General features: G+C 33.1%; 15 protein-coding genes. All 15 read left to right on the top strand.

Going from position 1 to position 18,247, the window contains the following annotated elements:
• Nucleotides 1-13 precede the first annotated feature (13 nt).
• Nucleotides 14-769 (top strand): hypothetical protein, encoded by a 756-nt coding sequence (locus tag CKV78_RS01390; RefSeq protein WP_005765538.1) that lies wholly within the window; start codon nucleotides 14-16, stop codon nucleotides 767-769.
• An 11-nt stretch (nucleotides 770-780) separates the two neighbouring features.
• Nucleotides 781-2,352, top strand: a complete 1,572-nt coding sequence (guaA, locus tag CKV78_RS01385; RefSeq protein WP_005765536.1) for a glutamine-hydrolyzing GMP synthase — start codon at nucleotides 781-783, stop codon at nucleotides 2,350-2,352.
• A gap of 980 nt (nucleotides 2,353-3,332) precedes the next feature.
• Entirely contained in the window at nucleotides 3,333-4,562 is a 1,230-nt protein-coding gene (locus CKV78_RS01380) for an oligosaccharide flippase family protein (RefSeq protein ID WP_005765534.1), read from the top strand.
• A 45-nt stretch (nucleotides 4,563-4,607) separates the two neighbouring features.
• Nucleotides 4,608-5,951: an O-antigen ligase family protein gene (locus CKV78_RS01375; protein WP_155811623.1), complete on the top strand. Its 1,344-nt coding sequence runs from the start codon at nucleotides 4,608-4,610 to the stop codon at nucleotides 5,949-5,951.
• 3 nt (nucleotides 5,952-5,954) lie between these two features.
• Nucleotides 5,955-7,082, top strand: coding sequence for a glycosyltransferase family 4 protein (locus CKV78_RS01370; protein ID WP_005765530.1), 1,128 nt, complete (start codon nucleotides 5,955-5,957; stop codon nucleotides 7,080-7,082).
• Nucleotides 7,069-8,235: a glycosyltransferase family 4 protein gene (locus CKV78_RS01365; protein ID WP_005765528.1), complete on the top strand. Its 1,167-nt coding sequence runs from the start codon at nucleotides 7,069-7,071 to the stop codon at nucleotides 8,233-8,235. The genes CKV78_RS01370 and CKV78_RS01365 overlap by 14 nt, the downstream gene beginning before the upstream one ends.
• A 23-nt stretch (nucleotides 8,236-8,258) precedes the next feature.
• On the top strand, nucleotides 8,259-9,293 hold the full coding sequence (locus CKV78_RS01360; protein WP_005765526.1) for a nucleoside-diphosphate sugar epimerase/dehydratase: 1,035 nt from the start codon (nucleotides 8,259-8,261) through the stop codon (nucleotides 9,291-9,293).
• A 2-nt stretch (nucleotides 9,294-9,295) separates the two neighbouring features.
• A complete protein-coding gene (gene wbjC / locus CKV78_RS01355) occupies nucleotides 9,296-10,417 on the top strand; it encodes a UDP-2-acetamido-2,6-beta-L-arabino-hexul-4-ose reductase (RefSeq protein ID WP_005765524.1) in 1,122 nt (373 codons plus the stop codon).
• 12 nt (nucleotides 10,418-10,429) lie between these two features.
• Nucleotides 10,430-11,563, top strand: a complete 1,134-nt coding sequence (wecB, locus tag CKV78_RS01350; protein WP_005765522.1) for a non-hydrolyzing UDP-N-acetylglucosamine 2-epimerase — start codon at nucleotides 10,430-10,432, stop codon at nucleotides 11,561-11,563.
• Nucleotides 11,560-12,771, top strand: a complete 1,212-nt coding sequence (locus CKV78_RS01345; RefSeq protein WP_005765520.1) for a glycosyltransferase family 4 protein — start codon at nucleotides 11,560-11,562, stop codon at nucleotides 12,769-12,771. Before wecB ends, CKV78_RS01345 begins: the two co-directional genes overlap by 4 nt.
• 29 nt (nucleotides 12,772-12,800) lie before the next feature.
• Nucleotides 12,801-13,409, top strand: a complete 609-nt coding sequence (locus CKV78_RS01340) for a sugar transferase (RefSeq protein WP_005765517.1) — start codon at nucleotides 12,801-12,803, stop codon at nucleotides 13,407-13,409.
• Between the two features lies 1 nt (nucleotide 13,410).
• Nucleotides 13,411-14,454: a peptidoglycan bridge formation glycyltransferase FemA/FemB family protein gene (locus CKV78_RS01335; protein ID WP_005765515.1), complete on the top strand. Its 1,044-nt coding sequence runs from the start codon at nucleotides 13,411-13,413 to the stop codon at nucleotides 14,452-14,454.
• 18 nt (nucleotides 14,455-14,472) lie between these two features.
• Complete coding sequence (locus tag CKV78_RS01330) at nucleotides 14,473-15,063, top strand: GNAT family N-acetyltransferase (RefSeq protein ID WP_005765514.1); 591 nt, start codon at nucleotides 14,473-14,475, stop codon at nucleotides 15,061-15,063.
• Nucleotides 15,064-15,083: 20 nt separating this feature from the next.
• The gene (locus CKV78_RS01325) at nucleotides 15,084-16,256 is read left to right on the top strand and encodes a DegT/DnrJ/EryC1/StrS family aminotransferase (protein WP_005765512.1); all 1,173 of its coding nucleotides are present in this window, start codon (nucleotides 15,084-15,086) and stop codon (nucleotides 16,254-16,256) included.
• 19 nt (nucleotides 16,257-16,275) lie between these two features.
• Nucleotides 16,276-18,207, top strand: coding sequence for a nucleoside-diphosphate sugar epimerase/dehydratase (locus CKV78_RS01320; RefSeq protein ID WP_005765510.1), 1,932 nt, complete (start codon nucleotides 16,276-16,278; stop codon nucleotides 18,205-18,207).
• Nucleotides 18,208-18,247: the final 40 nt, after the last annotated feature.

Here is an 18,247-nt window from a genome sequence, read left to right as displayed (position 1 = left end):
TCAAAAATTAATTATGTTAATAGAAAGATCCAAAATTTATTGGGATGAATTTGGAAAAGAGATGACTCCTACTGAGAGTTATTTAGCTGAATATGCTAACGTCTATGGCGTTAGCAATATTCATTCATTGTTTCTTTTATACGATGCTCTGAGAAAAAAATATCCAGACTCTTTACCTCTTTTTTTATTTGAAGATATTGAACAGTGTAAATATACCAGTATGCACGCATCCTTGAGTAACTTTTCTCCCGAAGAAGAATTAAACGAGATAGAAAATTTTCATTTTATTTTAGATGAATTAAATACAAATGAACTCTCATTATCTGATATAGAAACAGAACTAAATTTTACTGATAATTTTTCTAATCTAAAAAAAGTCAATGAAGAACCTTTTCCTTTATTTTATAAGCGGATATTAATCAAATTATGTCCTGTGCAATCTTGTGAATACACTTTTGCAGCAGAACCTAATGGCTATTTCATCGGTGATTTACAACCAAAAGAAAATTATGCGATTATCCGCCATTTAAAAAAATATTATCAATATGAATATATAGGTATTGGATCTGTTTTCTTATTATTTAAATCTAATCAACCTCTAAGTATAGAAAAAGGAAAATTGCTCTGTAATGAGTTATCTAAATTATATCAATTTTCTCCGCAATTTATCGAAAGTATATTATTTGAACATATAACATCAAGAAATTATTTAGTTTTACCATATGCAGATAATTTTGAAGATTTTATTTCAAATATTTATAACACTTAAAGAGAACTTAAATGAACAACATTCACAATCATAAAATTTTAATTTTGGACTTCGGTTCACAATATACTCAACTGATTGCGCGTCGTGTGCGTGAAATTGGTGTTTACTGCGAACTTTGGGCGTGGGACGTGAGCGAAGCTGATATTCGTGAATTTAATCCAACTGGGATCATTCTTTCTGGTGGTCCTGAAAGTACTACGGAAGAAAATAGCCCTCGTGCACCAGAATATGTATTCAATGCAGGGGTGCCTGTGTTAGGTATTTGCTATGGTATGCAAACAATGGCAATGCAATTAGGTGGCTTAACTGAAACTTCAGATCATCGTGAATTTGGTTATGCATCTGTGGATTTAAAAGTAACTGATGCACTATTCGCAAAATTAAATGATGACTTAACAAGTGTGGCACCAAAATTAGACGTCTGGATGAGCCACGGTGATAAAGTCACTCGCTTACCTGAAAACTTCCAAGTAACTGGTGTAACGCCAACTTGCCCAATCGCAGCAATGTCTGATGAAAGCCGTCGTTTTTACGGCGTACAATTCCACCCAGAAGTGACACACACGAAAAGTGGCTTAGAATTATTAACCAACTTCGTCGTGAATATCTGTGGTTGTGAACGTAACTGGACACCAGAAAATATTATCGAAGATGCCGTAGCACGCATCAAAGCACAAGTTGGCGATGATGAGGTGATCTTAGGCTTATCAGGAGGTGTTGACTCCTCTGTAACCGCACTTTTATTACACCGTGCGATTGGTAAAAACTTACACTGCGTGTTTGTCGATAACGGGTTACTCCGCTTAAACGAAGCAGAACAAGTGATGGATATGTTTGGCGATAAATTCGGCTTAAACATCATTCACGTTAACGCTGAAAATCGTTTCTTAGATGCATTAAAAGGCATTGATGAACCAGAAGCAAAACGCAAAACCATCGGTAAAGTATTCGTTGATGTATTTGACGATGAATCGAAAAAACTATCAAGCGTGAAATGGTTAGCACAAGGTACAATCTACCCTGACGTGATCGAATCTGCGGCAAGCAAAACAGGTAAAGCTCACGTGATTAAATCACACCACAATGTTGGTGGCTTACCTGATTATATGAAACTTGGTTTAGTTGAACCACTACGCGAATTATTCAAAGATGAAGTGCGTAAAATTGGCTTAGCATTAGGTTTACCAGCAGAAATGTTAAATCGTCACCCATTCCCAGGCCCAGGCTTAGGTGTACGTGTATTAGGTGAAATTAAAAAAGAATATTGTGATTTAGTGCGTCGTGCTGATGCAATCTTTATGGAGGAATTACATGATTCAGGTTGGTATTACAAAATCAGCCAAGCATTCACTGTGTTCCTACCTGTAAAATCAGTTGGCGTAATGGGAGATGGGCGTAAATATGACTGGGTTGTGAGCTTAAGAGCGGTAGAAACTATCGATTTTATGACCGCACATTGGGCACATCTGCCTTATGATCTTTTAGGTAAAATATCAAATCGTATTATCAATGAAGTCGATGGGATCTCTCGTGTTGTTTATGACGTAAGTGGTAAGCCACCAGCAACGATCGAGTGGGAATAATTACCCTAATTAAATAAGGATTAAAGCTCTTTTATTATGCTTTAATCTTTATTCTATTACCTTATTCTATTACCTTTTTCTTATCTTATAATCCAACCTCACAAACAATCCACAAAATTCTAATATTTACATAAATATAATATAAATTACATTATCAATACAAAATAAAAAATTAATTATATTTAATTACTTAAAAATAAAATTAAATGCTATTTACGTTATTTATCAATAAAGCATTTTCATTATTTTACAATTTTGCTTTTTTATTATAAGTAAATGTTTTTTATTCAAAATAATATACTCATCCCATTTTTAGCTCCTTGTTCCAATTTGCTTTTTTTTCATAAAACATATAATCTATAAAATATAAGCTTTTTATTTCAATAAATTGAAAACGTTAATAATTAGTAAATTGTGATAAATCCAATAAAGACACATAAAAAATATGGAGTATTATGTACATGGGTATATTTTATATGTTGATGATTAGTTTAATCATGATAAATAAAGAAATTATTTGAAGTACTATATTTAACTCCACACTTAATCATTCAATGGATAATTGTAATTGGATATTTACAATAAATAACGATTTAAATACTTACTTTACATATATTTTATCTCACCTTATGTAAGGTAAATAATGTAGCTGATACTAATTTTTATCATTTATATTTATTTTGAAGAATGAACTATGTATATCAATAAATTAATATTTCAAATTATCGATTTGTGGAACTCATTTACCCCATTACTAACTAAAAAGCCTATAACTATTTTTATAAAACAGATAGAAACAAACATCTGCCTCTAATTATAGATCTCTATGACAATTTATGTATTTCATTAAACAATATGAGATCAAATATTTTAAAGAGATTAAATATTAAATTTTTAACATAATATTAAAAATATATAAATTCAGAAAATATCTATACTCATACAACATTATATAAACTATAATTAATGAAATCACTCTTATGATAAATAAAAAGTTTTTTTTAAATATTATTTGGTCCATGGGAAGCCATATTTTATCTAGGGGTGTATTGCTATTATCTGGTATGTTATTAGCTAGAAATTTAGCAGTTGAAGATTTTGCAATGTATAACTTTTTTATGATGACTTCAATGACAATCATGAACTATAGCTCCATGGGCTTAGAAGTTGCTGCATCAAGGTTCTTTGCTGAAAAAAAAGAAAACCAAAATAATATTATATTAGGTAATTTATATAGCATTGCAATTATTCTAGCTATTTTATCCTCAGTACTAACTTTTATTTTTATTGATAAAATCTGGGATACTACGACTTTTTATAAAACACTAATAACCATAACAGTTTTATTTTTAGTAATAAACATTGTTCCCACAGGGGCAATTATGGGAATAGAAAAATATAAAGACCTATTTTTTCTTTCAATACTAAATTCTTTAATTATATTGTCAGGCGCATTTTTAACAATTTCAATGAATGAAATATCAATACAAATATATACATATATATTTTCTGTAATATTTTCTATTTTCATACAAACACATATTGTTAAAAATAATACGTTTCTATTTACTGAACTTTCAAATTTCAAGCTTAGGGGAAAAGCAATAAAAGAAATTATGTCTTTTTGTGGTGTAATGTCTATCGTATCTATTCTTGCCGCCACCGCACCTTGGCTGATAGGGAAAATAATAATAGATACATTTAATGTGTTACATTTTTCTGTCTATAGCATCGGATTACAATGGTTTGCTTTGGCCATGTTTATCCCTGGAATGGTATCAAGAGTAATATTACCCAGACTAGTAAAAGAATATAAAAAGGGCATAGAGTCAAAAAAAGAAATTAGAATAACTTTATTATTCACATTAAGTATTGCATTCATCATTTTTATTTTAGGTTTTTTATTTTCACCTTATCTTACCAATTGGTATGGTGATGAATATCTTGCATATTCTAATGTTATTTCTTTTTTCTTTTTTCTTGCCATTGTTTACGCACCAATAAATGTATTGGCAAATATTATTATCGTTAAGATGAATACTAAAGTGTGGTTTCTTATCACATTAATGTGGTTTATTTCTTTACTTGTTTTGCTCTTCCCAATGATGGAATTCTATGGTTTCTGGGGAGTATTATATGCTCAAGGATTAAGCGCATTAATATATAACTTATTGAGTTTATTTACATGTATAAAAAAAGGATATCTCTAGGTTTTGCTAAAGTAAGAAAGCCTAGTGATTGAGATAAATAAAATTATGAAAGCATCAATTCAAGGTAATAAATTCTTATTTATATCATTTATTGCACTACTTTTTCTTAGAATTAGCAGTACAACAGGTGCAGATATAAGCTTTTTAGCATTAGCCCTATTCGCATTATATGGTGGTAAATGCCTTATTTTCGCCTATTTACTTTCTTGGCTATTTACCTTATTTAATCCTGTTATCGGTCCTGAAGGAAATTATGCTTCATTACTGCGTTATATCATTATTTTATTCGGATTTACACATGTTACTCTTTATATCCTATGGAATAAGAAGATACACATACAGAAGTATTTTATCTGGTTTTTCTTATTAAATATTAGTATTTTTATACACAGTATCATCGTGAGCTATGAAGTGGCAATTTCAATTTTAAAACTATTATCTTGGGCTATTTCTACTTTTACCTTATTGAGTACATGGATATTCATGAACCAAGAGGCAAAAGAGCAAACCTACTCCTTGCTGATTTCTCTTTTAAAAATAGTGATGTTAACTAGCCTTCCATTTTTGCTCATCCCTGAGATTGGCTTTGCTAAAAATGGAACCGGATTTCAGGGTTTATTGAACCATCCTCAAGCCTTCGGACCAACAATGGCATTATTGGGAACAATTATGATTGGAGAAATTCTTTCCAGTAGAAAATTAAATATATCTACATTGTTATGGTTCATAGCTTGTGTCGTAATGATTATTTTATCTGAAGCAAGAACTGCTGGATTAGCACTATTCCTTGCTTTAACAATTTCTATCATTTTAAGACCAATCTTTACAGGACAAAATTTCTTTGATGCAAACCCTATTTTTAAAAATAAATATTTTTTCCTTTGGTTATTTGCTGTTATTGCAATTATAGGTGCGACTTACCCCTTATATATTGATAGCCTTGAAGGCTATATTTTTAAAAGAACGCATTCAAGCACATTGGTTGATCTTGCTGATGCATCTCGTGGTGCCCTTGTACAAGATATGATACGTAATATTTCAGAGCACCCACTACTAGGTATTGGATTTGGCGTTGCCTCAGATCCAAACCATCTAGATGTAGTGAGAGATCCTATTTTTAATCTTCCAATAAGTGCGGTTATCGAAAAAGGAGTTTTGCCAGTCGCAATTATTGAAGAACTCGGGTTCGTTATTGGAACATTTGTATTCTGCTGGTTCTTATATTCCTTTAGACAAGCAGCAAAATCTGATGTACAAAAATTAGCAATTGCATTATGTGTATTCTGCTTAAATCTAGGTGAGAACATGTTCTTTTCAGTTGGTGGAATGGGAATGTTAATGTTGATCTTCTTTACAAGAAGTATAAGTTACTCAACAAAAAATAGGTAAATCATGAAAAAACAAGTTTGGTTTTGGCAATTAATTTTAAGCCCACACATTGTTAATGTGGCTTTAGAATTAGCTAAATTAGGAGTGGAAGTTCATTATGTCGTCGATGAGATCATGTGCGATGAACGAGCTAAATTAGGCTGGAACCAGCACATACCTGAAACATTGAATATTAATATCCATATTCTAGGGGAAAAACCTTTTTTAGATTTACTTTCATTAAGTAATGAAAATGCCATTCATATACTCCAAGGTATTAGAGGAAATGGCTATATATCTAATTTAATGGAATATTTTAAATCAAAGGATAAAAAATTTTGGATCATTATGGAAACAGTTGCTCTGATTGGATTGGCTCAATTTATTAAACCATATATTTATAAGCAGCTATTTCATAAATACACAAAAAATATCAATGGTATTTTAGCTATTGGGCATACAACCAAAGACTGGATTATGCGTGTCAGCAATATTGATAGTAATAAAATTTATCCTTTTGCTTATTTTTTATTGGGAAGTAAATTACCTATCATAAAAAAAGTACCAAATTCAGAAGATAAATTTGTATTCATTTACGTTGGAACAATAAGAAAAATAAAACGACCAGATCTTCTCGCTGAAAAATTAAGTCAGTTACCGAGAGAAAAACAAGAAAAAATCAAATTATGGTTTATCGGTGATGGTCCATTAAAAAATAAAGTTCAAAAAATTATGAATACTACAAAAATTGAAACAAACTTTTTTGGCAATATTCCTATTGAACAGGTTAGGGAATATATGTCTAATGCAGACTGCCTGGTGCTTCCAAGCCTGCATGACGGTTGGGGGGCTGTCACAACAGAGGCTCTTATAGAAGGTACTCCAGTTATTTGTAGTGATGCTTGTGGTTCTGCAGAAACCGTTATATGCAGTAAAAATGGTGGAGTATTTAAAAAAACACTCAAACAAGAATTTTATCATCTTTTAGACAAACAATTTTCTTTAGGAAAAGTAAGTATTGAAAATCGTAAAAAGTTAAAAACATGGGCTCAAAGCCTTACTGCTAAAGCCGGGGCTGAGTATTTATTTACTATTTTATTTACTGATTACAAAGAAGCACCACCTTGGAAAAAACACCATGAATATGAATAATAAACCTAGAATTCTAATTTTAATTGGGATCTATCTTCCCGGTGTAAAAGGTGGTGGACCAATTAGGACTATACAAAACTTAGTTTCGAGATTAAGCAATGAATTTGATTTTTTTATCATTACCTCTGATCGCGATCTGAATGATATTGCGCCTTATCCAGATATTGAATTAGATAAATGGATAAAATTAGAAAATGTTAATATTTATTATTCATCTGATAGAAGTCAGCTGCACCGAGTAATAAATAAGCTAGATTATGATCTTCTTTATATTAATAGCTTTTTTAATTCTGATTTTTCTATTAAACCACTTTTATGGATGAAAACAAATAAAATCCAGAAAAAGCCTATTATTTTAGCGCCAAGAGGTGAGCTTTTTCCAGCAGCATTAAAGATAAAAAGTATGAAGAAAAAACTCTTTATCTCTATTGCAAAAAGAATTGGATTACATTCACAAAATATTACTTGGCAGGGTTCATCTGAAGAAGAGAAAAAAGATATCTTGCAATTTTTATCAATACATAAGATTCCATATAAAAATATTATTGTGGCAAGTGACCTTGCTAATTTGAAAGAAATAGATTGTGAGATTAAAGAAGAAAAAAATAATAAAGAACTAAGAATCTGCTTTCTTTCCAGAATTGCAAAAATAAAAAATCTTCGATATGCATTAGAAATATTAACAAAAATAGAATTTCCTGTTTTTTTAGGTATATATGGTCCATTAGAAGACAAGCAATATTGGGATAGTTGTTTAGAGTTTGTAAAAAAACTACCAAGCAATATTCATATCGAATATTACGGCTTAGTAGAAAATGAAAAAGTACAAAAAACAATTGCGCAATATGATTTATTTTTTGTTCCAACTCAGAGTGAAAACTATGGACATGTTTTTATTGAGGCACTCTCAGCTGGAACCCCAATATTATTGAGCAATAACACGCCTTGGAGAGATCTTGAAAATAAAGGAATAGGCTGGGATCTTCCACTGGAAGATAAAGATCTATTTATTGACGCGATAAATAAATATTACCAATTAGATAACGAACAACGTTATTTAATGAAAAAAAGATGTATCGCATTTGCAAGTTCTGTGATTAACAATCAAGAAGAATTAAATGCAAATAGAAATATGTTTTTAGATTTATTATAAATGCAATACTTGAGACTACCATTATGTTCAAAGATAAAATCCTTTTAATTACTGGCGGAACAGGTTCTTTTGGAAATGCTGTATTAAAACGTTTCCTAGAAACTGATATTAAAGAAATTCGTATTTTCTCGCGTGATGAAAAAAAACAAGACGATATGCGGAAGAAATATAATTCCTCAAAGCTCAAGTTTTATATCGGTGATGTTAGAGACTACGATAGCATTTTAAATGCAACTCGTGGTGTCGATTATATTTACCACGCTGCGGCATTAAAACAAGTTCCTTCTTGTGAGTTTTACCCTTTAGAAGCAGTTAAAACCAATATTTTAGGGACAGAAAATGTCCTTGAAGCGGCTATCCAAAATAAGGTCAAACGTGTTGTTTGCTTAAGTACAGATAAAGCAGTTTACCCAATCAACGCAATGGGAATTTCAAAAGCAATGATGGAAAAAGTCATTATTGCTAAATCTCGTAACTTAGATGAAACCACCACAACAATCTGCTGCACTCGCTATGGAAATGTGATGGCGTCGCGTGGTTCAGTTATTCCTTTGTTTGTTGATCAAATTCGTCAAGGTCAGCCATTTACAATCACTGATCCAGAAATGACACGTTTTATGATGACATTGGAAGATGCTGTTGATTTAGTACTATACGCCTTTGAAAACGGTCAAAATGGTGATGTTTTTGTACAAAAAGCCCCTGCTGCAACAATTGGTATTCTCGCTCAAGCAATTACCGAACTCTTATCAGTACCAAACCACCCTATCTCAATTATTGGTACTCGCCACGGTGAAAAAGCCTTTGAAGCATTATTAAGTCGTGAAGAAATGGTTAAAGCAATCGATCAAGGCAATTATTTTCGTATTCCTGCTGATCAACGTAGCTTAAATTACAGCAAATATGTTGAAAAAGGTGAGCCTAAAATTTCAGAAGTAACGGATTACAACTCACACAATACCTATCGTTTAAATTTAGAAGAAATGAAGCAATTACTGCTCAAACTCGAATTTATTCGCAAAATGATTGAGGGTGAATATATTTCACCTGAGGTATAACTATGAAGATTCTCGTTACTGGTTCAAATGGCTTCATTGCCCAAAATCTGATTCAGTTTTTATCTGAAAAATCCGATATTCAGATTTTGCCATATCACAGACAATCCACTGATAATGATTTAATTCAAGCAGTTACAAATGCCAATTGGATTATTCATTTAGCAGGAGCAAATCGTCCTCTTGTAGAACAAGAGTTTATCGATACCAATGTGACGTTAACAGAGAGAATTTGCCAAATATTAGTTAATGCTAAAAAGCGCACGCCGCTTATTTTGTCTTCTTCCATTCAAGTAGAACGTGAAACATTGACAACTTATGGACAAAGCAAATTAGCAGGAGAAAGTGCGGTCGAAAAATTACAAAAAGAAAACGGCAATCCTGTTTATATCTGCCGTTTAGCGAACGTTTTTGGTAAATGGTCAAAACCGAATTACAACTCAGCAGTTGCCACATTTTGCCACAATGTTATTCATGACCTACCGGTGGAAATTCACCAAGCAGATGCTGAAATCCGTTTAGTGTATGTAGATGATGTAGTGGATACATTCTGGCAAATTATCCAAAGGCAATATCAACCATCACCAGCGCCATTTTATATTCAACCAGAATATAAGATCACTGTTGCTGGCTTATATGAACAACTCAAAACATTCAAAAATTCACGCAATACACTCATTACAGAGAATGTAGGGACCGGGTTAGTTCGTGCTTTATATTCTACTTACCTCAGTTTCTTGCCTCCAGAGCAATTTACTTACGATGTACCCAAATACGGTGATGCGAGAGGTGTCTTTGTTGAGATGCTGAAAACACAAAGTGCGGGGCAATTTTCTTATTTTTCTGCACATCCAGGTATTACTCGCGGTGGACATTACCACCATACTAAAACGGAAAAATTTTTAGTTATTAAAGGGAAAGCATTATTCAAGTTTAAACACGTTGTGACTGGAGAAACATATCAATTAGAAACAGATGGTGAACATCCAACTATTGTCGAAACAGTACCAGGTTGGTCTCACGATATTACCAATATCGGTGATGATGAAATGTTTGTAATGCTATGGGCAAATGAGATTTTTGATAGAGAAAAACCCGATACTTATGCAATGCCACTCTCGGATTAATGGGGATAAAGAATGAAAAAATTAAAATTAATGACTGTCGTTGGAACACGCCCTGAAATAATACGTTTATCTCGTGTCATTGCGGCTTGTGATAAGCATTTCGAACATATTTTAGTTCATACTGGTCAAAACTACGATTATGAACTCAATGAAGTTTTTTTCAGTGATTTAGGTATTCGTAAACCAGATCACTTCCTCAATGCGGCAGGAAAAACAAGCTCAGAAACAATTGGTAACGTTATTATCGCTGTCGATAAATTACTAGAAAAAGTTCAGCCTGAAGCCTTGCTCGTGTTGGGGGATACTAATAGCTGTCTAGCTGTATTACCAGCCAAACGTCGCAAAATTCCGACTTTCCATATGGAAGCAGGAAACCGTTGTTTTGACATGCGAGTCCCTGAAGAGATTAATCGACGCATAGTTGATCACACTGCCGATATTAATTTGACGTACAGTAGTATTGCTCGTGATTACTTGCTCGCAGAAGGATTAAGTCCTGATCTTGTAATAAAAACAGGTAGCCCGATGTTCGAAGTGCTTAATCATTATCGCGACGGTATTCAAGCATCAACTATTTTGGAAAAACTTAACCTTACAGAATCACAGTATTTTGTGGTTAGTGCTCATCGTGAAGAAAACATTAATTCTGATCACAATTTCCGTGATTTGGTAAATATGTTGAATGAAATTGCTAGTGCTTATCAATTTCCAGTGATTGTTTCAACGCACCCAAGAACGCGTAAACGTATTGAGGAATTAAACATTACATTCCATCCCTTGATCCAATTACTGAAACCACTCGGCTTTTTAGACTACAACAAACTGCAGTTATCTGCTAAAGCCACACTATCAGATAGTGGAACAATTAATGAAGAATCCTCTATTTTAAATTTCCCTGCCTTAAATTTAAGACAAGCACACGAAAGACCGGAAGGAATGGAAGAAGCAGCCGTCATGATGGTAGGTTTAACAGCTGAACGTGTTTTACAAGGACTATCCATTTTACAAAGCCAATCTCGAGGGCAAGAACGAACACTACGTTTGGTTGAAGATTATAGTATGCCAAATGTTAGCGAAAAAATTGTACGCATTATTTTAAGTTATACGGATTATGTAAACCGAGTGATTTGGAAAAAATACGAATGAAAATACTTTTATTAACACAATGGTTTGATCCAGAACCTACTATCAAAGGCTTGGCTTTTGCAAAAGAGCTAAAAGCTCAAGGACACGAAGTACAAGTGTTGACCGGATTTCCGAATTATCCGGGAGGGAAAGTCTATGAGGGATACAAAATCAAATTGTTTCAAAAAGAAGATATTGATGGGATCAATGTTTTAAGAGTGCCGTTATATCCAAGTCACGATAGCTCGGCAATTAGACGTATTTTTAATTATGTCAGCTTTGCATTGATGGCAATGCTCTTTGGGATCTTCTTTACTAAAAAAGTGGATGTTATTTATGCCTATCACCCACCACTAACAACAGGCATTGCGGCTGTGTTCATTAAACTATTTAGAAGAACGCCGATTGTTTACGATATTCAAGATTTATGGCCTGACACATTAAAAGCCACGGGAATGTTAACCAATGATCGAATCTTAAAGATTGTCGATTATGTTTGCCTGTTTGTTTATAAATTTGTCGATCATATCGTGGTTTTAAGTCCAGGCTTTAAGCAAAGATTACTCAGTAAATCTGTTCCTGAAAATAAAATCAGCATTATTTATAACTGGTGTAATGAATCAGAACTTTCAAATAAAGATCCTAATTCACTAATTCAGTTAGATAAACACAAATTTAATGTTGTGTTTGCTGGCAATATGGGGAAAGCACAAATGTTAGATACAATTTTTGAAGTCGCATCTAACATAAGAAACTATACTGATATTCAATTTGTTTTTGTAGGCTCTGGCACTGAAACAGAACGCCTAAAACAACGCAAAATCAATGAGAATTTAGAGAATATTACCTTTATTCCTCGCGTTCCAATGTCTCAAGTAGGTAATATTTTGGAGCAGGCCTCTGCATTGTTAGTACATTTAAAACAAGACAAATTATTTGAGATTACTGTACCGTCAAAAACACAAGCTTATATGGCTATTGGTAAACCTATTATTATGAGTGTGCCGGGGGATGCAGCTGATTTAGTTATAAAAGCACAATGTGGTGAGATTGCTATTTCAGAAAATGCCACAAATATCGCAGAAGCGATTTTAAAAATTTACCAACTACCGAAAGTTGAACAAGACAAATTAGGTAAAAATGGACAAGCTTTTTATTTCCAAGAGTTATCTCTAAATAAAGGTGTCGAAAAATTTATTTCTGTATTTAAAAACGTCTCTCGGAAATAAGCTACTAATAACCAAGATATTTAGGACAAATGAAAATGTTAAAGCGTTTTATTGACATCGTGATTTCAGCAATAGCTTTAGTTTTACTCAGCCCTTTATTTTTAATAATCGCCTATAAAGTGAAGAAAAATTTAGGCTCACCAGTGCTATTTCGCCAAGTAAGGCCTGGCTTACATGGTAAACCATTTGAAATGATTAAATTCAGAACGATGAAAAGTTCTCGTGATCAATCAGGTGAATTGTTGCCTGACACAGATCGTCTCACGCCTTTTGGCTTGAAATTGCGTTCAACTAGTCTAGATGAATTACCTGAATTATTAAATGTATTGAAAGGTGATATGAGCTTAGTCGGTCCTAGACCGCTATTAATGGAATATTTACCTTTATATTCCGAAGAACAAGCGCGACGCCATGATGTACGCCCTGGTATTACTGGTTATGCACAGGTGAATGGACGTAATGCTATTAGTTGGGAAGAAAAATTCAAATTAGATGTGTGGTATGTAGAAAACCAGTCACTTTGCTTAGATATCAAAATTATTCTTAAGACCTTGAAAGTAGTATTTTTTCGACAAGACATTAACGATACTTCAGGACATTCAATGCCAAAATTTTCAGGCAAAATGAAGGAGAAATAATATGAAGAGCCCTGTAATTTGTGAATTATTCGAGATTAATACGGAATGGGATGATTATATCAATCAATTCGATTTTGATATTTACCATATGTCTGGCTGGATTAAATCATCAGAATTAATTGATAAAGGTGAGGCTAAGGGATTAATTATATCAATGGATGATAAGAAATTATTATTTCCACTCATTATCCGGAAAATTGATGATATCTATTGGGATATTACATCCACTTATGGGTATAGCGGTGTTCTACACTCGGATAATCTCACAGAAGATGAAATCAATTATATGCTCAATGAAACTATAAATTATTTAAAATCACAAAACTGTGTTTCTTGGTTTATTCGTTTACATCCAATCCTAAATAAAAACTGGCAGTCTCAAGTTGGACATATTATAGAACATGGCCCAACACTGTCATCTGACTTAACAAAAACAGAAGAAGAGCATTGGTCTGAAACACAAGTTAGACACCGTAGAGGAATTAAAAGAGCATTAAATGAAGGTTGTACAATCAAAATAGAAAAATTGACTAAAGAAAATATTGAGATTTTTTATGATATCTACGAAGAAACAATGCGCACATTAGGTGCATCAGATTTTTATTTCTTCAATAAAGCGTATTATTTTAGTTTAGCTAATTTATTAGAAAAAAATATCATCTTAATCACTGCATTTAATAGCTCTAACAAGCCAATAGCATCATCAATTTACACATTATGTGAAAAAACAGGAATTATGCAGCATCATTTGGGAGGAACATTAGATGATTATCGCTACCTACAGCCATCCAAATTAATTACTCATGAAGCAAGGAGTTGGGGACGCAAAAACCACTATAAAGTGCTCCATTTTGGTGGTGGTTTAGGAGCTAAAAAAGATTCCTTATATGAATATAAAAAAGGATTTAGTTCCAACGAACATTTATTCAGGAGCCAAAGAATTATTATAAATAATGATATTTACCAAAAGTTATGCTGTGAAAAAGGATTTTCTGAATTAAATATTAAAGATGTTACGCAATTTTTTCCTTTGTACCGAAAATAATTTTTTAGGAGAACAAATATGTTAATAGGTAAAAAAATATCACTAAAACCTATTGAAATTGAGGATAGTAAATTATTACAGCAATTAATGAACGACCCGTTAATCACTAATAATACTGTTGGTTGGTCTTTTCCTGTTTCTTTACATTCTCAGGAGAGTTTCATTAAATCTTTACCTAGCACTCAAAAAGATTACAGATTTATCATCAAAGATAATGAATCACAGAAACATATCGGTATGACAGGATTGTGGAATATTAACTGGCAAAATAGGTCAGCGGAATCAGGCATAAAAATTATGTCTCAAGAAAATAATAAAGGATACGGCACTGAGTCCCTAATGTTGATGATGGCTTGGGCTTTTTATTCAGTAGGTCTAAGACGTTTATACGCTGAAATTTTAAGTACTAATAAACCCAGTCTTACACTTTACATTGATAAATGCCATTGGAGAAATGAAGGGGTCCAAAAAGAGGCAATTTTCAAAGCAGGAGAATGGTGTGATCTGCATAACCTTGCCATTTTGAAAGAGGAGTTTGATCAACATCCAGATGCTAAAAGATATATTAATTTCGTTTGCCCAACTACACATATTGCAAAGAAAAACTAATTTTATAAAGGATATTTACTATGCTAAACACGCCATTTTCTCCTTGGCCATCTTTTTCACAAAAAGAGATTGACCGAGTATCTGAAATTCTAAAATCAAATAAAGTGAATTATTGGACAGGTCAAGAATGTCGTGAATTTGAAAAAGAATTTGCTCAATTTTGCCAAACAAAATATGCAATAGCATTAATGAATGGTACCGTTGCTCTTGATGTCGCGCTAAAAGCATTAGATATCAAAGCTGGTGATGATGTTATTGTGACATCACGTACATTTCTAGCATCAGCTAGTTGTATCGTTACTGCTGGAGCAAATCCTATTTTTGCGGATGTAGAACTTGATTCACAGAATATTTCTCGTCGTACAATTGAAGCAGCACTTACACCTAATACGAAAGCCATTATCTGCGTACATTTAGCAGGTTTAATGTGTGATATGGATCCAATTATGCAATTAGCTCAAGAAAAAAGCTTATATGTAATTGAAGACTGTGCTCAAGCACACGGTGCAAAATACAAAGGTAAACCTGCTGGTTCTATAGGGCATATCGGTGCTTGGTCTTTCTGTCAAGATAAAATTATGACAACTGGTGGTGAAGGAGGAATGGTCACTACTAACGATGAAAATCTGTGGAATAAGATGTGGTCATACAAAGATCATGGTAAAAACTTTGATACGGTGTATAACAAACAGCACCCGCCGGGTTTTCGTTGGTTGCACGATTCTTTTGGCACTAACTGGCGAATGATGGAAATACAAGCTGGAATTGGTCGTATTCAACTGGGGGAAATGGCTGAGTGGACAAGAAAGCGCAATGAAAATATGCAAACTATTTTGTCTGCCTTTGAAACATCACCATATTTCATTGTACACAGACCAAGTGCTGACTTTTCTCACGCAGCATATAAATGCTACATACAAGTTAATCCAGAGACCTTACCCGAAGGTTGGAATCGTGATCGCATTATGGAGCTAATCAATGATTTAGGTGTACCTTGCTATAGCGGTTCTTGCTCTGAAGTGTATCTTGAAAAGGCCTTTGATAATACACCTTGGCGACCAGCTAAACGCTTGAACAATGCAAAATTTTTGGGTGAAACAAGCTTAATGTTTTTAGTTCATCCTACATTGACATCAGAGAATATGCAAAAGTGCATTGATGTTATTAAAAATGTAATTGAACAAATTAAATAGACAATTTTATCGGAATTTTATGACTGCTTTTATCACAAGACTGACATTACTTTCTAAGACCAATAAGAAAATTTTCTTATTAGTTTTGGATTTCTTTGCATTTCCAATAATAATTTGGTTGTGCTATTTATTGCGATTTTGGAGTGCAGATGTTCCAACACGTTTACCGTTTTTATTCGGTATATCTCTACTCTCTGTAGGAATATTACTGTTATTTGGTATCTATAACTTTATTATTCGTAGCTTTACTGAAGCCTTAATTTTAAAGTTAGGTTTCGCTACAGTAATGACTGTATTCAACCTCTATTTACTTAGCTTTATTTCCGAAGAAATATTGCCACGTTCGATTCCCTTAATGTATGGCTTTTTAATGTTTACTTGGATTTGGGTAAGTAGAGGGGCAATTCGTTTTATAGTCAAATCACAACTTGCTACTAAAGCAACCAATAAGCGTATCGTGGTTTATGGCGCGGGTGCTGCAGGGCAACAAATTATTAGTGCGTTAAGCCGCTCTTTTGAATACACACCTGTTTTCTTTATTGATGATAATAAACAATTATGGGGCAGAACATTAGATGGATTTAAAGTGTATCCTTTTGAGAAAGCGATCACTCTTTTGAAGAAAAATGAGATTGATGAAATTCTCATCGCATTACCTTCTGTTAGCCGGGAAAGAAGACGTGAGATCATTCGCCAATTAGATAAATCCAATTGCAAAATAAAAGAGCTACCGAATCTAAAAAAATTGGTGAATGGTGAAGTTAAAATCTCTGATATTCAAGATATTTCAATTGAAGATCTTTTAGGCAGAGATCCTGTTCCACCAATCGAAGAGCTATTAAATAAAAATATCAAGAATAAGAATGTAATGGTTACTGGTGCTGGGGGCTCAATTGGTTCGGAATTATGTCGCCAAATTATTTTGAATAATCCGAAAAAGCTTGTGTTATTTGAACTATGTGAATATGCACTTTATTCAATTCATATGGATCTTTTACAGATTCAAAAAGAAAATAATGTGAATGTTGAGCTCATACCACTACTAGGATCAGTTCAAGATCTTGACTTGCTAATGAAAACCATGCAAACGTTTAATATTCAAACAGTGTATCACGCTGCTGCTTACAAACATGTACCATTAGTAGAATACAATATCATTCCAGGCATTTATAACAATATTTTTGGTACCTATAACACCGCTAAAGCAGCAATACAAAATAATGTTGAGTCTTTTGTTTTAATCTCTACAGATAAAGCTGTACGCCCTACGAATATTATGGGGACAACTAAACGAATTGCTGAACTTTGTTTGCAAGCATTTGCACATCTGCAAGGAGAACAATTCAATAATGTGACTCACAATACCCTCTTTTGTATGGTGCGATTTGGTAATGTATTGGGTTCTTCAGGTTCTGTAATCCCACTTTTTAAAGATCAGATTAAAGAAGGGGGACCAATAACAGTTACAGATAAACGAATCACACGCTACTTTATGACTATTCCTGAAGCAGCTCAACTTGTTATTCAAGCTGGTGCCATGGCTAAAGGTGGCGATGTATTTATTCTAGATATGGGAGAACCTGTCAAAATCGTTGATCTTGCTAAAAAGCTGATTACTTTATCCGGATTAAGTATCAAAAATAGTAATAATCCTAATGGCGATATTGAAATTAAGTTTACAGGGTTAAGACCAGGAGAAAAACTCTACGAAGAACTTCTAATCGGGGAAGAAAATGTAAATAAAACGATTCACCCAAGGATTCTAACTGCACAAGAAAACTTTCTTTCTTTCACAGAATTGTCTTCATTATTAGATGAGTTAGAACTAGCATGCAAGCAATCTGATTATGAAAAAATTAATGAGATTTTACTCAAAGCGCCAACTGGCTATAAACCAGTAAGTAAATTATCAGATTTAATCCATACTGAACAAACTAAAATACATGCTTAGGAGTAGACAAATTGTACATAACAAAACAATATTGAATATT

Origin of the sequence: Pasteurella dagmatis, from assembly GCF_900186835.1 — a bacterium.
GTDB lineage: Bacteria > Pseudomonadota > Gammaproteobacteria > Enterobacterales > Pasteurellaceae > Pasteurella > Pasteurella dagmatis.
This window is presented reverse-complemented; position numbering and strand designations above follow the sequence as displayed.